This window comes from uncultured Nocardioides sp. (assembly GCF_947488025.1).
Taxonomy (GTDB): Bacteria; Actinomycetota; Actinomycetes; order Propionibacteriales; family Nocardioidaceae; genus Nocardioides.
This window is the reverse complement of sequence record NZ_CANKYS010000015.1, coordinates 1-18346: the sequence shown is the minus strand read 5'-3', so window position 1 is coordinate 18346 and position 18346 is coordinate 1. Positions and strand designations below refer to the sequence as shown.

General features: G+C 72.3%; 20 protein-coding genes. 6 read left to right on the top strand and 14 right to left on the bottom strand.

Features of this window, described 5'->3' with window-relative positions:
* Positions 1-29: 29 nt before the first annotated feature.
* Positions 30-1061, top strand: a complete 1032-nt coding sequence (gene ctlX, locus Q1B24_RS19330; RefSeq protein WP_299931732.1) for a citrulline utilization hydrolase CtlX — start codon at positions 30-32, stop codon at positions 1059-1061.
* A gap of 16 nt (positions 1062-1077) precedes the next feature.
* Here the strand turns inward: ctlX and Q1B24_RS19325 are convergent, their stop codons facing one another.
* From Q1B24_RS19325 to Q1B24_RS19285, 9 genes are all read right to left on the bottom strand, one after another.
* Positions 1078-2343: an Nramp family divalent metal transporter gene (locus Q1B24_RS19325; RefSeq protein ID WP_299931730.1), complete on the bottom strand. Its 1266-nt coding sequence runs from the start codon at positions 2341-2343 to the stop codon at positions 1078-1080.
* Between the two features lies 1 nt (position 2344).
* The gene (tatC, locus tag Q1B24_RS19320) at positions 2345-3169 is read right to left on the bottom strand and encodes a twin-arginine translocase subunit TatC (protein ID WP_299931728.1); all 825 of its coding nucleotides are present in this window, start codon (positions 3167-3169) and stop codon (positions 2345-2347) included.
* 11 nt (positions 3170-3180) lie between these two features.
* Entirely contained in the window at positions 3181-3477 is a 297-nt protein-coding gene (tatA, locus tag Q1B24_RS19315) for a Sec-independent protein translocase subunit TatA (RefSeq protein ID WP_299931726.1), read from the bottom strand.
* Complete coding sequence (locus Q1B24_RS19310; protein WP_299931725.1) at positions 3474-3812, bottom strand: twin-arginine translocase TatA/TatE family subunit; 339 nt, start codon at positions 3810-3812, stop codon at positions 3474-3476. The genes tatA and Q1B24_RS19310 overlap by 4 nt, the downstream gene beginning before the upstream one ends.
* A gap of 74 nt (positions 3813-3886) precedes the next feature.
* Positions 3887-4063 (bottom strand): hypothetical protein, encoded by a 177-nt coding sequence (locus Q1B24_RS19305; RefSeq protein WP_299931723.1) that lies wholly within the window; start codon positions 4061-4063, stop codon positions 3887-3889.
* Positions 4060-4950 carry a ferritin-like domain-containing protein gene (locus tag Q1B24_RS19300; RefSeq protein WP_299931721.1) on the bottom strand — a complete coding sequence of 297 codons (891 nt, stop codon included), beginning with the start codon at positions 4948-4950 and terminating at the stop codon, positions 4060-4062. The genes Q1B24_RS19305 and Q1B24_RS19300 overlap by 4 nt, the downstream gene beginning before the upstream one ends.
* Positions 4951-5109: 159 nt before the next feature.
* Positions 5110-5910, bottom strand: a complete 801-nt coding sequence (locus Q1B24_RS19295; RefSeq protein ID WP_299931719.1) for a ceramidase domain-containing protein — start codon at positions 5908-5910, stop codon at positions 5110-5112.
* 18 nt (positions 5911-5928) lie between these two features.
* Positions 5929-7989, bottom strand: coding sequence for a PhoX family phosphatase (locus tag Q1B24_RS19290; RefSeq protein ID WP_299931717.1), 2061 nt, complete (start codon positions 7987-7989; stop codon positions 5929-5931).
* Between the two features lie 129 nt (positions 7990-8118).
* Entirely contained in the window at positions 8119-9417 is a 1299-nt protein-coding gene (locus Q1B24_RS19285) for an endonuclease/exonuclease/phosphatase family protein (protein ID WP_299931715.1), read from the bottom strand.
* Between the two features lie 153 nt (positions 9418-9570).
* Here Q1B24_RS19285 and Q1B24_RS19280 point away from each other — a divergent pair, with 153 nt between their 5' ends.
* Positions 9571-10191: a hypothetical protein gene (locus Q1B24_RS19280; protein ID WP_299931713.1), complete on the top strand. Its 621-nt coding sequence runs from the start codon at positions 9571-9573 to the stop codon at positions 10189-10191.
* Positions 10192-10195: 4 nt separating this feature from the next.
* Positions 10196-10858, top strand: coding sequence for a GPP34 family phosphoprotein (locus Q1B24_RS19275; RefSeq protein ID WP_299931711.1), 663 nt, complete (start codon positions 10196-10198; stop codon positions 10856-10858).
* Between the two features lie 88 nt (positions 10859-10946).
* Here Q1B24_RS19275 and Q1B24_RS19270 read toward each other — a convergent pair whose 3' ends face one another.
* Positions 10947-11381 (bottom strand): Hsp20 family protein, encoded by a 435-nt coding sequence (locus Q1B24_RS19270; RefSeq protein ID WP_299931709.1) that lies wholly within the window; start codon positions 11379-11381, stop codon positions 10947-10949.
* Between the two features lie 142 nt (positions 11382-11523).
* On the opposite strand from Q1B24_RS19270, the gene Q1B24_RS19265 reads away from it, so the two are divergent.
* Positions 11524-11811 carry a MerR family transcriptional regulator gene (locus Q1B24_RS19265; RefSeq protein ID WP_299931707.1) on the top strand — a complete coding sequence of 96 codons (288 nt, stop codon included), beginning with the start codon at positions 11524-11526 and terminating at the stop codon, positions 11809-11811.
* Here the strand turns inward: Q1B24_RS19265 and Q1B24_RS19260 are convergent.
* Positions 11803-12795 carry a 5'-3' exonuclease H3TH domain-containing protein gene (locus Q1B24_RS19260; protein ID WP_299931705.1) on the bottom strand — a complete coding sequence of 331 codons (993 nt, stop codon included), beginning with the start codon at positions 12793-12795 and terminating at the stop codon, positions 11803-11805. The two genes, Q1B24_RS19265 and Q1B24_RS19260, sit on opposite strands and share 9 nt — an antisense overlap.
* A 77-nt stretch (positions 12796-12872) precedes the next feature.
* On the opposite strand from Q1B24_RS19260, the gene Q1B24_RS19255 reads away from it, so the two are divergent.
* The gene (locus Q1B24_RS19255) at positions 12873-13196 is read left to right on the top strand and encodes a putative quinol monooxygenase (protein WP_299931703.1); all 324 of its coding nucleotides are present in this window, start codon (positions 12873-12875) and stop codon (positions 13194-13196) included.
* 18 nt (positions 13197-13214) lie between these two features.
* Here Q1B24_RS19255 and Q1B24_RS19250 read toward each other — a convergent pair whose 3' ends face one another.
* From Q1B24_RS19250 to Q1B24_RS19240, 3 genes are read right to left on the bottom strand one after another with little or no spacing between them, the layout of a single operon-like run.
* Positions 13215-13913, bottom strand: a complete 699-nt coding sequence (locus Q1B24_RS19250; RefSeq protein ID WP_299931701.1) for a glycosyltransferase — start codon at positions 13911-13913, stop codon at positions 13215-13217.
* Positions 13910-15235, bottom strand: a complete 1326-nt coding sequence (locus tag Q1B24_RS19245; protein ID WP_299931699.1) for a bifunctional PIG-L family deacetylase/class I SAM-dependent methyltransferase — start codon at positions 15233-15235, stop codon at positions 13910-13912. Before Q1B24_RS19245 ends, Q1B24_RS19250 begins: the two co-directional genes overlap by 4 nt.
* On the bottom strand, positions 15232-16308 hold the full coding sequence (locus tag Q1B24_RS19240; RefSeq protein ID WP_299931697.1) for an acyl-CoA dehydrogenase: 1077 nt from the start codon (positions 16306-16308) through the stop codon (positions 15232-15234). Before Q1B24_RS19240 ends, Q1B24_RS19245 begins: the two co-directional genes overlap by 4 nt.
* Before the next feature lie 315 nt (positions 16309-16623).
* Here Q1B24_RS19240 and Q1B24_RS19235 point away from each other — a divergent pair, with 315 nt between their 5' ends.
* Positions 16624-18066 carry an HNH endonuclease signature motif containing protein gene (locus Q1B24_RS19235; RefSeq protein WP_299931695.1) on the top strand — a complete coding sequence of 481 codons (1443 nt, stop codon included), beginning with the start codon at positions 16624-16626 and terminating at the stop codon, positions 18064-18066.
* Positions 18067-18346 lie beyond the last annotated feature (280 nt).

Genomic DNA, 18346 nt, shown 5'->3' with positions numbered 1-18346 from the left:
ACCGCCCGCGGGTGCCCTACATTCCTCCCGTGAGTGCCCAGGCCCCTTCTGCAGTGATCCTCGTCCGCGCGACCAGCTTCGTCCCCAACCCGGCGACGGCGGCCGACAACGCGTTCCAGGCCGATGCGCCGGCCGGTCAGACCGAGCAGGCGACGTCGGCCCGGGCGATGGCCGAGATGGATGCGCTCGCCGAGGCGCTGCGCGCGGTCGGCGTACGGGTCCACGTCTTCGACGACGACGACCACACCCGCCCAGACAGCGTGTTCCCCAACAACTGGGTCTCCACCCACGCCGGCGGCGCGGTCGCGGTCTACCCGATGTACGCCTCGAACCGGCGCCACGAGCGTCGCGCCGACGTGCTGGAGATGCTCAAGTCGGAGTACCGCGTGCAGACGATCGTCGACTACTCCGGCCTCGAGCCCGACGGCGTCTTCCTCGAGGGCACCGGCGCGATGGTGCTCGACCACGTCTCCCGCGTGGCCTACACCGCCCGCAGCCACCGGGCCGACGCAGCGGTGCTGGAGCGCTTCTGCACCGACTTCACCTACGAGCCGATGGCCTTCGACGCCGTGGACTCCGACGGCGTGCCGGTCTACCACACCAACGTCATCGCCTGCATCGGCACCGACGTCGCGATGATCGCGCTGGGGATGATCCCCGACGAGCACCGGCGCGAGCAGGTGCGCGAGCGCCTCGCGGTCACCGGCCGCACCATCGTCGAGCTGACCGAGGAGCAGATCCGTGAGTTCGCCGGCAACGCGGTCGAGCTGTGCGGTCGTACGCCGGACGGCCGCCGCCGCTACGTGATGGCCATGTCCGCCCGGGCGAAGCGCTCACTGCGTCCGGAGCAGGTCGCCGCGATCGAGGAGTCCTGCGAGATCGTCGCCGTCGACATCCCGACGATCGAGCTCGCCGGCGGGTCGGTGCGCTGCATGATCGCCGGCATCCACCTCGACCGCCGTCCGCCGCTGGCCCAGGCCGAGCTCACCGAGGCCGTCGAGGCCATCAACGAGGACAACCCGGTCACCCCCGACGGCCGCTACGTCGACGGCAACGCCTGAGCCGACCGGCCCCGGGTCACGCCGCGAGCTGCACGAGCAGCACCACGTTGAGGACGATGATCGCCCCCGCGGCGGCGACGCCCGCGACCGTCGTGACGCGCCGGTTGACCAGCGAGCCCATCACGTCGCGGCGTGCGGTGAACCACACGAGCGGCACCAGTGCGAACGGGATGCCGAACGACAGCACGACCTGCGAGGCGACCAGCGCGGCCGTGGGGTCCACGCCGAGGGCGAGGACGACGACCGCCGGCAGCAGCGTGACCAGGCGCCGCACCGCCAGCGGGATGCGGCGTCGCACGAACCCCTCCATCACGACCTGGCCCGACAGCGTCCCGACGCTGCTGGAGGCGAACCCCGACGCGAGCAGCCCGAGCGCGAAGAGCAGGGCGGCACCGGTGCCCAGGGTCTCGCCCAGACCGGCGTACGCCCCCTCGATGGTGTCGATGCCGCGCCCCGAGAGCGCCGACGCGGCGACCAGCAGCAGCGAGAGGTTCATCAGCCCGGCGATCGTCATCGCCGTCACGACGTCCACCCGCTGAGCGCGCATGACCGCGCGCCGGGCCGCGTCGGTGCGGGCGTGCAACCGCTCGCTGGTGAGGGCGCTGTGGAGGTAGATCGCGTGGGGCATCACGGTCGCGCCGAGCATGCCGGCGGCGAGCACGACGCTGTCGATCCCGTCGAAGCGCGGGAGGGTGCCGTCGAGCACCGCCATCGCGTCGACGCCGCTGATGGCGATGTCGTACACGAAACCGACGAGGATCACACCGAGCAGGCCGATGATCACGGTCTCGAAGTGCCGGTGCCCGGCGCCCTTGACCGCCAGCAGGGCGAATGCGACGACGGCCGTGATGGTGCCGCCGACCAGGAGCGGCAGGTTGAAGAGCAGCTTGAGCGCCAGCGCGCCGCCCACGACCTCGGCCAGGTCGGTCGCGATCGCGACCAGCTCGGCCTGCCCCCAGAGTCCCTTCACGACCGGGCGGGGGAGGTGCTCGCGGCACAGCGCCGGGAGGCTGAGGCCGGTGGCGACGCCGGCCTTCGCGGAGAGGTACTGGATGAGCATCGCCATGACGTTGCTGACCACGACGACCCACACCAGCAGGTAGCCGTAGCCCGAGCCGGCCGCGATGTTGGTCGCGAAGTTGCCCGGGTCGACGTAGGCCACGGCCGTCACGAACGCCGGGCCCAGCAGCGGCCAGATGCGTCCGGGACGTGCGGACGTCACCTCGGCATCGGCGCTCCGGCGACGCGTCGGGGGAGCGGCGTACCTCGTGGTCTGGAACACGTCAGTCCCCGATCCGCACCTGGGCGAGCGCGCGGGCGGCGCGGCGTCGGTCGACGGCGCGGGTGATGACCTCCGCGACGAGGAAGAGCACCATCATCGGGACGGCCAGCATGAGCATCGAGAACGGGTCGGTCGACGGCGTCGCGATCGCCGCGAAGACCACCGTGGCCATCATGATGATCGACCGGTGCCGCCCGAGCTGCGCGCCGGTCACGACGCCGGCGAGGTTGAGCAGCACCAGGAAGAAGGGCAGCTCGACGGCGAGGCCGAAGACCAGCAGCATCCGGGTGAAGAAGGAGAAGTAGTCGCCGAACTCGACCAGGTTCTCGAGCCCGTCGGGGGTGAAGCCGATCAGCACGCCGAGGCCCTTGGGGAGCACGTAGTAGCCGAGGGCGACGCCCCCGATGAAGAGGGGGCCGGCGACCAGCGCGAAGACGCGCGACCACCGCCGCTCGCGCTCCAGCAGCCCGGGGACGACGAACGCCCAGGCCTGCCACAGCCAGTAGGGACTGGCGGCCATGAGGGCGGCGACGCCGCAGAGCTTGAGGTGGAGCATGAGCGGACCTGTGGCCCCGGCGACGTACGCCGAGGTCGTGGTGTCCGCCCCCACCAGGTCGCGAGCCTGGTTGTAGGGGCCGAGGACGAGCGCGAGGAGCGGGTCGAAGAAGAGCAGCGAGACGCCGAACGCCACCACGAGGACGAGTGCGGACCGGATCAGCCTCGCCCGCAGCTCGCGGAGCTGGCCGGCCAACGACATCGACCCAGGGGTCGAGCCGGGATGGCTGGGTGCGACACGGAGCATGTCGGTGACACTGGCGATCGACATTGCTGGTCCTCTCAGCCGCGCGAGGCGTCCTGGCCGCGGGGCGTCTCGACGACGATCGGGTCCACGGCCACGTCAGCCGGAGCGGCCACGTGCTTCGGCTCGGCCTCGTCCGACGTGTCCTTGGTGTCCTTCCCGTCGTCCATCAGCCCCTTGGTCTCGGACTTGAAGATGCGCAGGGCCTGGCCGGAACCGCGGGCCAGCTCGGGGAGCTTGGAGGCTCCGAAGAGCAGGAGCAGGACGGCCAGGATGATGAGCAGCTCCATGCCGCCCAGCCCTCCGATCAGGAGGGGCGTCGTGGTGGAAGTCATGCGGTCTTCCTTTCATCGGGTGTTGCGGGGGTGAGGACCTCGTCGACGATCTCCTCGACGGTCTCGTCGTCGACCTCCTCCTCGTCGCGCTCGGCGAGCGCTTCCTCGACCTGGCGGCGGATGAGCTCGCGGGGGTTGAGGTCGCGCAGCTCGAGGTCGGCGTAGTCGTCTCCGAGCGAGGAGCGCAGGTCGTCACGGACGGAGTCACCCATCCGCTTGGCGGTCTTGATCCCGTGGGCCAGCTGCTTGGCCAGCCCGGGGAGCTTGTCGGGCCCGAGCAGCACCACGCCGAAGAAGGCGATGACGGCGAGCTCAGGAAGTCCGATGCCGAACATGTGGTGTCCTCTCAACTGCCCCGGGGCGGCCCGGACGCCAGGTGGCGCCCGGACCGTCCGGGAAGGGGAAACGCTCAGGCCCGGTGCTTCTCCGTGCCGCGGCTCAGCACGCGGTCGACCTCGGCGGACCAGTGGGCGGGCCGCATCGCGGCGTGGTGCACGGCTGGGTGCGTGGCGAGCCACGCGGCGCGGAGCACCACGAGGCCGAGCAGGAGCACACCCAGCAGCTCGATCCCCGGCACGACGATCACGCGCTCTTGTTGATCGTGCCGTTGACGCCCTTGGGGAAGAAGCCGCCCTTGGTGACCGACTTCGGGTTGAGGTAGACCACGTTGAGCACCTCACCCGCCGAGCGGCTGAACGCGATGCCGCTGCCGTCGGTCGGCGTGATGTTGGCCGACTTCGCCGTGCCGATCGGCTGGTCGCGGTTGCCCTTGCCGTCGAGGCTGTCGCGAGCGTTGGAGATGGCGCGCGCGGCGTCCTGCAGGTCCTTGGAGTAGAGCGCCGAGCGGACCAGCCCGGCGTGGTAGGCCTCGACCGCGAGGATGCCGGCGGCCGCCTCCAGGTAGGTCTTGTTGGAGATCAGCGGCGCAGCGCCCTTGTAGGCCGTGACGCCGACGTCCTCGAAGAGGTAGGCGGCCAGCAGGAAGTTGTTCTCGTTGGCGAACGGGTCGAAGGTCTGGCCGGGCTGGATCAGGCCGGCCGCCGTCGCCGCGGCGGTGAAGCTGTTCTGCAGGTCGATCTGCGGCCGGGCGACCTTGGCGCCGCCGAGCGCCTTGCGGAGGAACTGCACGTGGTGAAGCTCGTCCCAGGCGATCTCCTTGGCGTAGTTGTAGATCGCCGGCGTCTTGAAGTCGACCTTCTTGCCGCCGATGACGCCGCCCTTCTTGCCCTTGCCGGACGTCAGCTTGTCGCTGATGCCGTGGCCGTAGAAGGCGTAGGAGTAGAACTCGGCCTCGAGGTACTCCAGGTTGAGGGCGAAGTTGAGCACCGCGCCGTCGCTGATGCCCGCGGCCCCCGCCGGTGCGGCGGTGGTCGCGCCGAGCGCACCCGCACCGACCACTCCGAGACCGGCGACGCCGGCCGACTTGAGGAACAGCCGGCGGTCGGTCTCGTTCTCCGCGCTCCGGTTGATCATGTCTGTGACTACTGCCTTGCCGAACATGCGTGCTCCATCCAGGTGTCGCTGTGCGTTCGAGGACGCCGCGCCTCCGACGGCCCGCCGGGACTGAGGCCCGGCTGGTGTGACTCAGCTCATTCGGGGCGGCCGACGGGGTCGGATGGGTGGAACGGCCGATCACACCCCCGCGGGTGAGCGGACCGCACGTCGTTCGGAGGCGTAGAGCCGGTAGAGCCAGTAGGCCGCGACCGCGCACAGCAGGTGCCACGCCGCGTGGCCCTGCAGGAGCGAGTCGGGGTCGCACCAGCCGGCGTTGCTCAGCAGCCAGATGGTGAAGGCGACCAGCATCGAGGCCAGCGCGACGACGCCGTGCCGGAAGACCCGGCTGGTCTCACCGCGCCGCCACAGCGCCGTCTCCAGCACGACGGCGCCGGCCAGTAGCACCGCGAAGGCGAGGTTGCCGGAGTAGTGGACGACGGGGACCGGGTCGGGCCACAGCCCCACGAGCTCGCACGCCGCGACGCAGACGATGTACGCCGTCACGAACCAGGCGGTGCCGCGCCGGGTCCACCGGACCCAGGCCCAGGCCGCGGCGAAGCCGGCGACGAGGTACATGCTCAGCATGTCGAGGTGGCCGCCCCACGCGCTCTGGGTGGCGTGCATCGCGGCGGACCCGGGGCCGAGCAGCACCACGACGCACGCGAAGAAGGTGGCCACCGCCGTCGACATGACGTCCCGGGCGTGCGCGGGGTCCTCCTGGCGTTGCTGGGCGTGCCTGGCGACCAGGAGGCCGGCGACGACGAAGCCGAGGTTGGACAGCGTGTTGGCCGGCTGCGCGACCGCGCCGTCGTACGCCATCTCGCAGAAGTTCGCACCGCGCCCGACGTCCGGGCCGAGCCATCCCTCCGCGACGGCCAGGACCAGCAGCGCCGTCGACCCGGCCGCGACCGCGACGGTGGTGGTGAGGGGCCGCGGCACGGGTCGATCGTAGGTGCGCTAGCTGCGGGTCACCTGGACCACGGTCGGCCGGGGGCCGGCGAGCTGGCCGGCGGGCGCCGTGGCGCCGACGGGCACGTAGTCGGGGAAGCGCGACTGCGGGGCGGCCCAGGAGCCGTCCTCGCCCGGGTGCTGGACGGCGACGAACACCGAGTCCTCGCGGTCGCGGATGACCGGCCCGCAGGTCTCGGCGCCGGACGGCACGGCCAGGAACTGCTGCACGTGGCCCCGCTCGGGACCCTCGACCGGCACCTTGAACAGGCCGTCGTTGACCTTGATCGCGCTCGGCTGCCCGTCGGTCGAGACCCACAGGTTGCCGCGGCTGTCGAAGGCGACGTTGTCGGGGCAGGAGATCGGCGAGACCGGACCGGTCCAGCCGCCGAAGTAGCGCCCGGCGGAGGCCTCGTCGCCGCAGATGAGGAACAGGTTCCAGCCGAACGTGTCGGCCGTGTGGTCGCCCCCGGTCGGGATCATCTCCACGACGTGGCCGTCCTTGTTGGCCGGGCGCGGGTTGGGCTCGGTGGGGCCCTCCTTGCCGACCTTGCCCCGGTCGGTGTTGTTGGTGCAGGCGACGTAGATGCGGCCGTTGTGCAGGTTGGGCTCGACGTCCTCGGGGCGGTCCATCTTGGTCGGCTGCACCGCGTCGGCGGCGAGGCGCGTGTAGACGAGGACCTCCTCGAGCGTGAAGCCGGGCACCATCGACTGGCCGCCGCGGGTGAGCGGGATCCACTCGCCGGAGCCGTCGCTGACGCCGTCCCCGAGGCCGTCGCCGGTGAACCGCGCGACCGACAGGTCGCCCTCGCTCAGGAGCGTCAGGTTGTGGCGCCGGGCCTTCGGGCTGTTGCCGGGGCGCATCGTGTCGCGGGAGACGAAGCGGTAGACGTAGTCGAAGCGCTCGTCGTCGCCCATGTAGGCCACCGCGTGCCCGTCGCGGTTGACGATCACGTTGGCGCCCTCGTGCTTGAAGCGGCCCATCGCGGTGTGCTTGACCGGCGTCGAGGTCGGGTCGCTCGGGTCGAGCTCCACGACCCAGCCGAAGCGGTTGGGCTCGTTGCGGTAGTCGGCGGTGGTGGCGTCCCAGCGCGGGTCGAGCGAGCGCCAGTTGCGCGAGTCCTGGGTCGCGGAGAGGCCGTAGCGGGTCTCCTTCGGGTCGGTGCCGGTGGCGCGGAAGTACTGGTTGAAGTTCTCCTCGCCCGACAGGACCGTGCCCCACGGCGTCGTACCCCCCGCGCAGTTGTTCATCGTGCCGCGGACGGTGCGACCCGTCGGGTCGGCCGCCGTCTTGAGCAGGTCGGACCCGGCAGCGGGCCCGTCCACGGCGAACGGGGTGTCGAGCGTGATGCGGCGGTTGAGGCGCGCACCCGGGACGTACGACCACACGTCGCCGCGCCGGCGCCGCTTCAGCTGCACCACCGACATGCCGTGCGCGGCCCACGCGGTGCGGATGATCGTCGCCGGGTCGGTGCCGGGCGGGAACATGATGCCCTCGTTGGTGTACTCGTGGTTGCACACGAGCAGCGCCTCCGTGCCGGAGCGGTTGGTCTCGATGATGTCGAGGTAGTCGTTGTTGTAGCCGAACTGGCCGGCCTGCGCCTCGGGCGTCTGCGCGTTGGGGTCGAACGCGGGGGCGCCGGGGAGGATCGGGTCGCCCCAGCGCAGGATCGGGTCCCAGCGGTAGCCGACGGGCACGGTGACGTCGTCGACGGTGGTGGCGGCGGGCGCGATCGGCGTGAAGGGCAGGGTGCCGGGCTTGCCGTGACCGCCCTTGCCGGGCTTCGGTCCGGGGGCCGGTGCGGCAGCGGCGCGGGCCATCGGAACGGCGGTGAGCGCGGCGACGGAGAGGCCGGTGCTGACGACCGAGCGGCGGCTCAGCACGGTGGCGGCGACGTCGCGGAAGTAGGACGTCTCGGTGGTGTTGGGCACGGCCTGGAAGCAGGCGTCGCCGCAGCGCAGGTGGCAGGTGACGGCGCTGCGGCTGCCGTGGGTCTGACCGGCCATCGGCAGCAGCGTGCGGGTCGGGCTCGGGGAGGGGCTGGTGCTCGTCGAGGGGCTGTGCGGCATGGGGGGAGTCTCCGGAGATCTGAGGTCGGGCGGACACGCCGACTCTCGTCACCCGGGTGGCCCCCCGAGGGGCCGGCGGATGGACGTCAGGTGAACGTCCGCCGGCCCCTCGGCGAAGCGGCTGCGGGTTCAGCGACCGTGCGGTCGTTCGGTGCCCAGGTCCAGCCACACCAGGCGGTGGTCGGTGACCGGGAAGGGGAACGTCCCGATCAGGCGGGCGAACAGCGGGTCGCTCGACGTGGGCCAGAAGACGCCGGTGTCGCGGACCACCAGTCGCTCGCTGGGCAGCACGTAGTCGACGCGGAGGTTGCCCGGCGCGCCGTCGGCGAAGTCGGCGGTGTCCTGCTCGGCCGGGCCCTCGTGGGTGAGGTTGATGCGCTGATCGCGTTGGGTCGCGTCGACCGCGCCGGCCGAGGTCGGCATCGGGTCCTGGACCCGCGGGTGGTCGAGCAGCTGGAGGATCGCGTCGTCGTACGAGTCACCGTCGAACGGGTCGGCGTTCTGGTCGCCGGCGATCACGAAGTCCTGCCCGCGCCCGAGGCCGCCGGTGCCGCCCTGGTCGTCGTAGATGTAGGACGCGGTGCGCCCGCCGGTGACGTAGTCGGCCCAGAAGCGGATCTCGTCGTGGTTGCGCCGGCCGTTGCGGTCCTCGGTGCCGTCGAAGCTGGGCGGTGTCGGGTGGGAGACGAGGAAGTGGACCGGCTTGCGACCCGGCAGCTTGATCGGCACGTCCCAGTGCGACTTCGAGGACAGGCGGAAGACGTCGAGCTCCTCGGCGGAGTACCAGTCGGCCGGCGCGGGTGTGGCCGGGTCGTCGGGCAGCACGGCGCCCGGCATGTCCTTCCAGAGGAACTCCTGGAAGGTGCGGACGTCGTCGGTCGCGATGGGGTACTTCGAGTAGACGACCATGCCGTACTGGCCCGGGAAGAGGCCGAACCCGAGGGAGTCGTCGCCGCCGGCCTGGGTGCCGGGCTCGCCGACGACGCCGTTGTTGTTGAGGTCGAACCCGCTCGGCACGCCGGTGTTGGACGGGGCGACGTAGTAGTAGGGGTAGTCGACCGGTGCGGCGCCGTTCTGCCCGACGGCGAGGTAGTTGTCGCGGAACAGCTCGGCTGCCTCGCCGTCCTCGGCGTAGTCGAACTCGTTGACCAGGACGACGTCAGCGTCGGCGCGCTGGATCGTCTCCGCGGCACCGGCGGCCTGGGCGTTGCCGGGAGTGGAGAGGTCCGCCACGAGCTGACCCTCCGCCCCGCGGTTGAGGGAGGCGTTGAAGGTGGCGAAGCGGACCTCGCTGGGCTTGCCGGTCTTGCCCGGGTGGGCATGGCCGGCTCCCGCGGCTGCGGGGGAGGTCAGGGCGGGCGCGCCGAGGCCGGCGACGGCGAGGGTCGCGACGGTGGCGAGGGCGAGGCGGGTGGGACGAGAGCGCATGGGTGCTGCCTTCCGACGTGGGGGGATCGCCAACGTACGACGGTGTCCGCCCGGTGTGGAAGGCCGGTCCGGACGGGTTCGGCGGGCGGTCGCCGGGTGTTCACCGGGACGGACGCCGAGGAGGCGGGCAGGGGCGCCTGAGATGCTGTCGCCGTGATCCCCAGCCCCCGGCGTACGGCCATGCTCCTCGTCGGATGCCTCGTCCTGGGCACCGGCGTCGCACTGCTGCTGGCGGCCGACCTCGGCTCGGACGGCTACTCGACGTTCGTCAACGGCCTGACCCTCACGACCGGGGTCGACTTCTGGGTCGTCAACCTCGTCGTCGGCGTCGTGCTGGTGGCCCTGGCGGCGCTGCGGAAGGTCTATCCGGGCATCGGCACGGTGGTGCAGGTCGTCCTCGTCGGCGTGACGGTGTCCGTGGTGCTCGACGTCCTCGACACGCCGGACGCGCTGGGGTGGCAGGTCGCCCTGCTGGTGGCGGCGTTCCCCGTGCTGGCCGTGGGCATCGCGCTCTACCTCGGCAGCCACACCGGCGCCGGGCCGGCCGAGGCGGCGGCGCTCGCGTGGGACCCGCCGGTGCCGTTCCGGTGGAGCTACAGCGTGGTCCAGGGCGGGGGAGCGCTCGGCGGCTGGCTGCTGGGCGCGACCGTGGGCGTCGGCACCCTCGCGGTGATCCTGCTCCTCGGTCCTGCGGTGGACCTCGCCGCGCGCCTGATGTCGCTGGACCTCCACCAGGAGAGGGATCCGCAGGCGGGTCAGCCCGACCTAGCCTGAGGGGATGCTGATCTCCGAAGAGCTGTTCCTGCTGCTCCGCCGCGACGACGGCAAGCCCGAGAGCGCGATGGCCCAGCGGGGCTACGGCCTCGCCGCCGCGGTCATCACCGACCTCGTCGTCGCCGAACGCATCACCCTCAGCGACGACAAGGACCCCCGCATGACCGTGCTCGTGCCGGGTCCGGTCGGACACCCGGCCCTCGACGCTGCGATGGCGCGGCTCGAGCAGCGCGATGGCAAGAAGCTCTCGTCGCTGGTGACCGACGGCAAGGTCAGTCGCGAGAAGGAGGTCGCCGAGGCGCTCGCCGCGGCCGGCGTCATCCGGGTCGAGGAGAAGCGTGCTCTGGGCCTGGTGCCCGAGCGCTACCCCGTCGTCGACCCCGAGCCGGAGCGACGCGTCCGCGAGCGGCTGCGGACGGTCCTGCTCGGCGGTACGCCGACGTCGGCAGACTGCAGCCTGCTCGCCATCCTCCAGGGACTCGAGATCGCACCGAAGGTGCTCGAGGAGGAGAAGGGCACCCTCGGCAAGAAGGAGCTGAAGCAGCGCATCGAGGAGGTCTCGGCGGACGCCGAGACCGGCGACGCGGTGGCGAAGGCGGTCGCCGCGATGAACACGGCCATGATGACCGCGGTGATCGTCCCGATCGTGGTGTCGGGCAGCAACTGACCCCGCAGGTCGGCGCGGCCGCGGCACACTGCGCAAGGGCTGCGGCCGGCGCCGACCGGGCGGGGACCAGGTTGGGATCAGACGGGCATCAGGCAGTCAGCTCGGCGCGCTCGCTGCGGCCCGAACCCGACTGCGAGATCTCGATCTTGCGGGGCTTGGCCTTCTCCGCGACCGGGACGACGAGCCGCAGCACCCCGTCGGCGTACGCCGCCTCGATGCGGTCGAGGTCGAGGTTGTCGCCGAGCACGAGCTGGCGGCTGAAGGCGCCGCGCGGGCGCTCGGAGGCCAGCGGCTCCCAGTCGCCGTTGCGGGCCACCCGCTCGGCGCGCACGGTGAGGACGTTGCGCTCGACGTCGAGGTCGATGCTGTCGGTGTTGACGCCGGGCAGGTCGAACTCGATCACGAAGCGGTCGCCCTCGCGCCACGCGTCCATCGGCATGACCGCGGGACGGTTGGTCGTGCCCATGAGCTGCTGGGCGATCCGGTCGAGGTCACGGAACGGGTCGGTGGTTCGAAGCAACATCGTCTCCTCCTGGATCTGCCGGGTGGACCTCCGAACCGTGAGGTCCACGACCTGTATTGATGGTTACAGGTTTTTTATACTCATCCAGTCAGGCAGGATCAAGTCGTCCCGGCGTGAATTTCGTGAGACCCAGGAGGTGCCCGTGACGGACAGCGACGACGGCGTCTACGCGATCTCCGTGGCGGCCTCGATGGTGTCCATGGAGATCCAGAACCTCCGGGTCTACGAGCGTCGCGGGCTCCTGACGCCCGACCGGACCGCAGGCGGCACCCGGCTCTACAGCAACGACGACGTCGTCCGGCTCGAGCGCATCCGTGACCTGCTGGCCGACGGGCTCAACCTGGTCGGCATCGCCCGCGTCCTCGAGCTCGAGGCCGAGGTCGACGAGCTGCGTGCGCGGCTCGGTGAGGGAGACGGCGCCTCAGCCTGACGCCGGCCTGCTGGTGAGCACCCGCACGGCGAAGTCGGTGGTGAAGTCGTTGTCGAGGAAGCCGACCACCTGGGTGACGCGGTCGAGGTCGAGCGGCAGGAGCCCGCGCGAGCCGGGCACGTCGGGGGTCAGGCCGAGGTCGAGGTCGTCCTTCCCGGACATCATCTGCACGTTGAACTCGTAGCGCTCGCGCGCGCCCGGTGCCGCGAGGCGTCGTACGACGGTGGCGCCGACGCGACGCCCACCGGTCTCGGCCGACCAGTCGTCGAGGGCGGCGAGGAGGTTGCGCCCCTCCTCGTGGTCGATGTCGGCCCACGCGGCCTCCATCGAGCCGGCGACGTCGAGGAGGATCGCCGCGGTCTTCTCGCCGATGCCCTGCACGCCGGGCAGGTTGTCGCTGCTGTCGCCGCGGAGCGCCGCGAAGGCGAGGTAGTTGGCGGGCCGGACGCCGTACATGTTGAACAGACGGGCCGGGTTGAGCATGGGCGATCCGTGGATGCCGCCGTCGATGAGCCGGAGCACCTGCGTGTGGTGGCTGATGTGCGCGAAGGCGTCACGGTCGGAGGTGATGATCACGCAGTTCCAGTCGTGGGCCTCGGCCCACGTCGCCCCCGAGGCGTTGACGTCGTCGGCCTCCAGTCCCGGGGGCGTGAGGGTCGCCAGTCCGAGCGCCTCGAGCAGCGCGCCGGCCCGGTCGAGCTGGTCGACGAGCTCGGGGTCCTTCTCCGCCCGCCCGGCCTTGTAGTCGGGGTAGAGGTCGCGCCGCACCGACCCCGTACGGTCGTCGAGCCCGAAGACGATCGCGTCGGGGGCGAAGGAGTCGATGGACTCGAGGATCTGGCGCAGCATCCCGTGCAGCGCCCAGATCGGGCGCCCCTGCCGGTCGCGGAGCCCGGTGTGCGACCGCGCGTGGTGGTTGCGGTGCAGCAGCGACGGCGCGTCGACGACGAGCAGCAGCCGGCGGGCGCGGGTGGTGGGGGTCATGGCGATCGCCGACAGCCTAGGGGAGGCTCGTAGGGTCGAGCGCAGTGAGCCGAGTCCGCACGAGTCGAGGAGACGTCTTGATCTTCATCACCGCCAAGTTCCACGTCCTGCCCGAGCACGCCGAGGACTGGCCGCAGCTCTCGCGCGCCTTCACCGAGGCCACCCGCGCGGAGGTGGGCTGCCTGTGGTTCGAGTGGTCGCGGAGCCTGGAGGACCCCGAGGTGTACGTCCTCGTCGAGGCGTTCCGCGACGGCGAGGCCGGCGGGGCCCACGTCTCGTCCGACCACTTCCGCGCGGCGCAGGCGGAGCTCCCGCAGTACCTCGCCCGCACCCCCGACATCGTCAGCACCGAGGTCGACCAGGACGGTTGGAACGAGCTCGGGGAGATGAAGGTCGGCTGACCGCTCGGCGTTCCGGCGTCAGGCCCCGAGGCCGTCGAGGTAGTCCGCGAAACCGCCCGGGGCGCGGCCGGCCCGACGCCCCGACGTCACCACGGGGACGGCGCCGGTCGCGAGGGACGGCACCCCGGCCTGCCGCATCGCCGTCACGAGACCCACGTCCTCGTGCGTCGGCAGGCGGGGGAACCCGCCGGCCGACCGGTAGGCGGCCAGGGTGAAGCCGAGGTTGGCGCCGTGCACGTGGTCGTGGCCGTCCGCGGTCGTGTGGCGCTGGTGCCAGGCCGACAGGGCGGCCGGGGACAGGTCGCCGGGTCGGGGCTCGACGGTGCCGACCACGAGGCCCAGACCGTCGGCCGCCCAGTCCAGGTGCGCGGTGAGCCAGTGTGCCGGTACGACGCTGTCGGCGTCGGTGCTCGCCACCCACAGCGACCGGGCGCCGACGTCCGCCGCCCACGCCGCGGCGGCCTCGACGCCCTCGGACCGGGCCACGCCCACGCACCCGGCGAGGGTGGTCAGCGCGACGACGTCGTCACGGTCGTGCACGACCTGCGCCGAGCCGTCGCGACAGGCGTCGAGCACCACCAGGACCTGCGTGCGGACGAGGGGGTGGGTGGCCCGCAGGGCGTCGACGGCGGCCGCGACCGCGTCGAGGCACCCGGGCAGGAGGTCCTCCTCGTCCCGGGCGGGCACGACGACGGCCACGGCGTCGGGGCGCGTCACGACGACCGTCCCAGCACGTGGAGCAGGAAGTCCGGCTCCTGGTGGTCGACCAGGACGTGGCCCCCGGCGGCGAGGAAGGCGTCGACGAAGACGTCGTGGACCGCCGGACCCGCCAGCGGCCACCCGACCGGCTGGTGGCGCCAGTGGCACAGGAGCAGGTGCCCGTCGTCGGCCAGGGAGTCGAGGCAGAGCCGGACGAGCTCGGCGAGGCGCGCCGGGCTGAGGAAGTAGCCGACCTCGGACACCGACACGAGGTCGTAGCGGTCGTGCGGCCACTCGCCCGGCACGCAGGCGAGCCGGAGCTCGAGGCCTGCGGTGTCCGTCGTACGCCGTCGGGCGAGGTCGAGGGCCGCGGGGCTGCTGTCGATCGCGAGCAGGCGGTCGCAGCGGGTCGCGAGGTCGACGGCGAGTGCCCCGACCGAGCAGCCCACCTCGAGCGCGGCCGGGTAGTGCTCGCGCGGGAGGCTGGCCAGCGTGACGGCGCGCTTGCGGCGTTCGTAGAAGGAGTCCACGTCCCAGGGGTCGGGCCGCTCCAGGTGGACCCGGTCGAGGGACTCGTCGTCGGCCTCGGGTCCGCCGGCCAGGACGACCTCGTGGTCGCGGTCGAAGTGCGCGAGCAGGTCGGGACCGAGGAGCACCTCGTCACCGGGCGCGGCCGAGAGGGGCCGGACCTGGCTCGCGTGCGCGCCGACGGCGGCACGCTTGGCCGCCACGGCGTCCGCGCCCAGGCCCAGGCGCGCTGCGTGGTCCTCGGGGAGGTCGCCCGGGCGACCCCAGTGCCACAGCCAGACGGGGTACTCCCAGAGCAGCGCGTCGGTGCGATGTGCGGCGACCGCGGCTGCCCGCCCGACGGCTTCGTGGTCGGGGTGGCCGTCGTGCCGCCACGGCGCGCAGAGCAGGACGTCGCGGCCTGCAGTGCCGATCGTCTCGACGAACGCCGCGACCAGCTCCTCCTCGTGCTCGGCCACGGAGCCGTCCGGCAGGTCGAGGCACCGGACGCGTGCGTCCAGGGCGAGGAGCGAGGTCGCCTGCCGCAGCTCGGCCCGGCGCACCTCCGCGAGCCGGGCGGGGGAGTGGGTGGGCGAGTGCGGGTGCGAGCCCTCGCCCGCCGTCGCCGTCACGACCTCGACCTGTCGTCCCGACCGGGCTGCGGTGTGGAGGAGGCCGCCCGCGCCCAGGGTCTCGTCGTCGGGGTGCGCCCCCACGACGACGAGCCGGCTGCGGGATGCAGGCAGCTCGACGGTCGGCAGGCCGGCCAGCGTCGACGACCACTCAGTGGCCGGCGTACCCGCGCGGTCGTGCCGGAAGTCGGGGGTCGTCACCAGCTCGACGCCGGGTCGTCCAGGAGCAGCCGGCCGAGGGAGGCCTGGTCGCGCTCGGCGTGCCACTGGCGCAGGTAGAGCTCGAGGTCGGCGACCCGGCGTGCGTGCGTCTCCTCGGTGGCCAGGGGGCCGGGGCCCAGCCCGTGCGCGGCCCGCCGCAGGACGTCCTCGCAGGCGGTGGCGACGACCTCGCGCACCCGCAGGGCGGCCCGCCAGCCGTCCGGTCCGGTCAGGTCGCCGGCATCGAGGGCGCCGGCTGCCTGCTCGAGCGCGGCCCGGGCGCCGTGCAACCGGGCGTCGACGGCGCCGAGGTGCATCAGCGCGACCTGGTCGGGCTCACGCGAACCGGGCACCCGCGCCATCCGGCGCGCGACACCCACCGCGCCGCCGAACCACACGGCGGCCACGCCGATCGCGCCCCAGGCGAAGCCGGGCCGGTCGAGGTACCAGCCCGGTGCTCCGACCGGACGGGCGTCGACGGCGACGAGGTCGAGCGGACCGGAGTCGACCGCCGTGAGCCCGCGCGCTACCCAGGTCCCGGCCACGGGCGTGACGCCGGGGTGGTCGAGGTCGACGGCGAAGAGCTGCCGTTCGTCACCCACCCGGGCGCTGATGAGGGCGTGGTCGAGGACGCCGCCCAGCGAGCACCAGTGCTTGCGCCCGTCGAGGACGTACGACTCGCCGCGCGGCGTCGCCCGCAACGGCTCGCCCGGTCCTTCGGCGGCGAACACGCCCCACGTCCCGTCACCGGGCTGCACTCCGGCTTGTTCCTCGGCCTGGGCGAGGATGGCGTGGGCGTCCAGGTGCGGCTCCAGCACCCGCGCCACGGTCAGGTCGACCGCGGCAACGGTGGCCAGGGCGGACCACAGCAGCGCCGTGCCGCCGTCGCCGGGCCGGGGGAGCCGCGCACCGTGGTCACGGGCGAGGGCGAGCGCAGCTCGTACGTCGCCGGCTGCCGCGTGCGCGTGCTGGCCCAGCTCGAGGAGCCCGCGCCGCTGGTCGCTGGAGGTCCGTCCCACCTCGACGGGCCGCACCTCGGCCGCCCGTGGGTCGCTCAGGTGGTCCTTCGTCATGGGTCCCCTCGGTTCGCGGCGCCGGGCGCGGCTGCACCCACCCGGACGTTAGGAGCGACCGTGCCTCGGGCGGGACCTCCCAAGGGCTGGTGATGTGTGGCCCGGCTCGTTGGTCGAGTAGAGACGGAGGGCCGTCGCGAGACTGGGTTCTGCCGGTCGAGCAGCGACGAAGTCGCGTCACGAAACCCGCCCGCTCCGTTGGTCGAGGAGGGACGAAGTCCCGTCACGAGACCAGGAACGGCGTGCCGGCTGCGCGTCCACGGGCCCGGTTCGCGCCGGGTGCCAGTGTCGGACCCCTCATCTACAATCGAACACATGAGCGAAACGCTGGCAGACCGGGTGGCAGGTGAGGTGGACGACCTCACCGCCTCCGACCTGCTGCGCGTGATCCGTGAGCGCCGTACCGCGGAGAACCAGGCAGCCGCGGACCAGATGCTGCTTGCTGCGCAGTGGGCGGACCTGCACCCGCCGGAGTCGATCCACGAGGCGGCCACGTTCTCGGTGCCGTCTGCCGGGTGTGAGCACGAGGAGCCCATCGCCGGTGAGGGGTGCCCGCTGGTGGCGGAGTTCTGTGTCGCGGAGCTCGGCGGCGTGCTGGGTGTCTCGACGGTCGCGGCGAAGAAGCTCATCGGCCAGTCCCTGGAGCTGCGGCACCGGCTGCCGCGGTTGTGGGCCCTGGTCCACGCCGGCCGGGTCCCGGCGTGGAAGGCCCGCGCGGTCGCGGAGACGACCATCCACTGCTCACCCGCGTTGACTCGCGAAGCAGCCGGGTTCGTCGACAGCCAGGTTGCTGCGGTGGCCGGGAAGGTCGGCCCCGCGCAGCTGGACCGGCTCGTCGCGGAGGCGATCAAGCGCTTCGACCTCGCCGAGCCTGACCCGGCCGCCGACCCCGAGGACGGCTACCTGCACGTCGACCCCCGCCACGTCACCATCGACACCCAAGAGGTCCACTTCGCCGGCACCATGCACCTCGAGGCCGAGATCGACATGGCCGACGCCATCGACCTCGACCGCGCCGTGGCCCAAGGCGCCGCCACCCAGGCCGCCCTCGGGTCCACCGAGTCGCTCAACGTACGCCGCGCCAAGGCCCTCGGCGACCTCGCCCGCACCCAGACCGCCCTCGACCTCCACACCACAGGCGCAGGCACCGTCGCGAAGACCGAGGACGGCCTGCCCGTCGCACGCGAGGTCGTCCTCTACGTCCACTTCGATGCCCATTTCGACGTCCCCTTCGACGACTCAACGGTCGGCGAGCAGACCGTGTTCGGTCCCACCGGACGGCTCGAGGAGCGTCAACGCCTCGTCCTGCTCGACCAGGTCAAGGCCTGGTGTGCCGATTCCCGCACCAAGGTGACCATCAAGCCGATCATCGACCTCAACACCCAGCTGAAGACTGACGCCTACGAGATCCCCGACCGGATCCGCGAGCAGGTCGTCCTGAGAGACAAGACCTGCGTGTTCCCGCGGTGCACCCGGCCGGCCCGACGCTGCGACGTCGACCACGTCATTCCCCACGACCCCGACGCCCAGGCAGAGGGACGACCGCAGCCCGGGCCCACCCAGACCGACAACCTCGCGGCGCTGTGCCGGTCCCACCACCGCTTGAAGACCTTCACCGGCTGGCGCTACGAGATGGTCGCACCTGGCATCTACGAGTGGACCTCCCCGCACGGATACCGCTATCGCCGCGACCGCGACGGCACCACCGCGATCGACCCGCCCGATCCACCCGGCATCCCGCGTCCCCGCCGACCATGACCCCGCCCCACACCCCGCCACCCACCCGGTAGCGGGGCCACACGGGTGTCCAAGGGAGTGCCTGATACCTGGACGGGTCGGCTGGTCACCGTGCGGGGCATGCCGAAGTCCTGACCGATGAGCAGCGGGCCCTGCTGAAGCTTGTGCTCCTCGCCTCGCGCACGCTCATCGCGGCAGATCCGGGCGAGCGTAGCCGCCCTCAACGCGGCAGATCCGGGCGAGCGTAGCCGCCCTCAACGCGGCAGATCCGGGCGAGCGTAGCCGCCCTCAACGCGGCAGA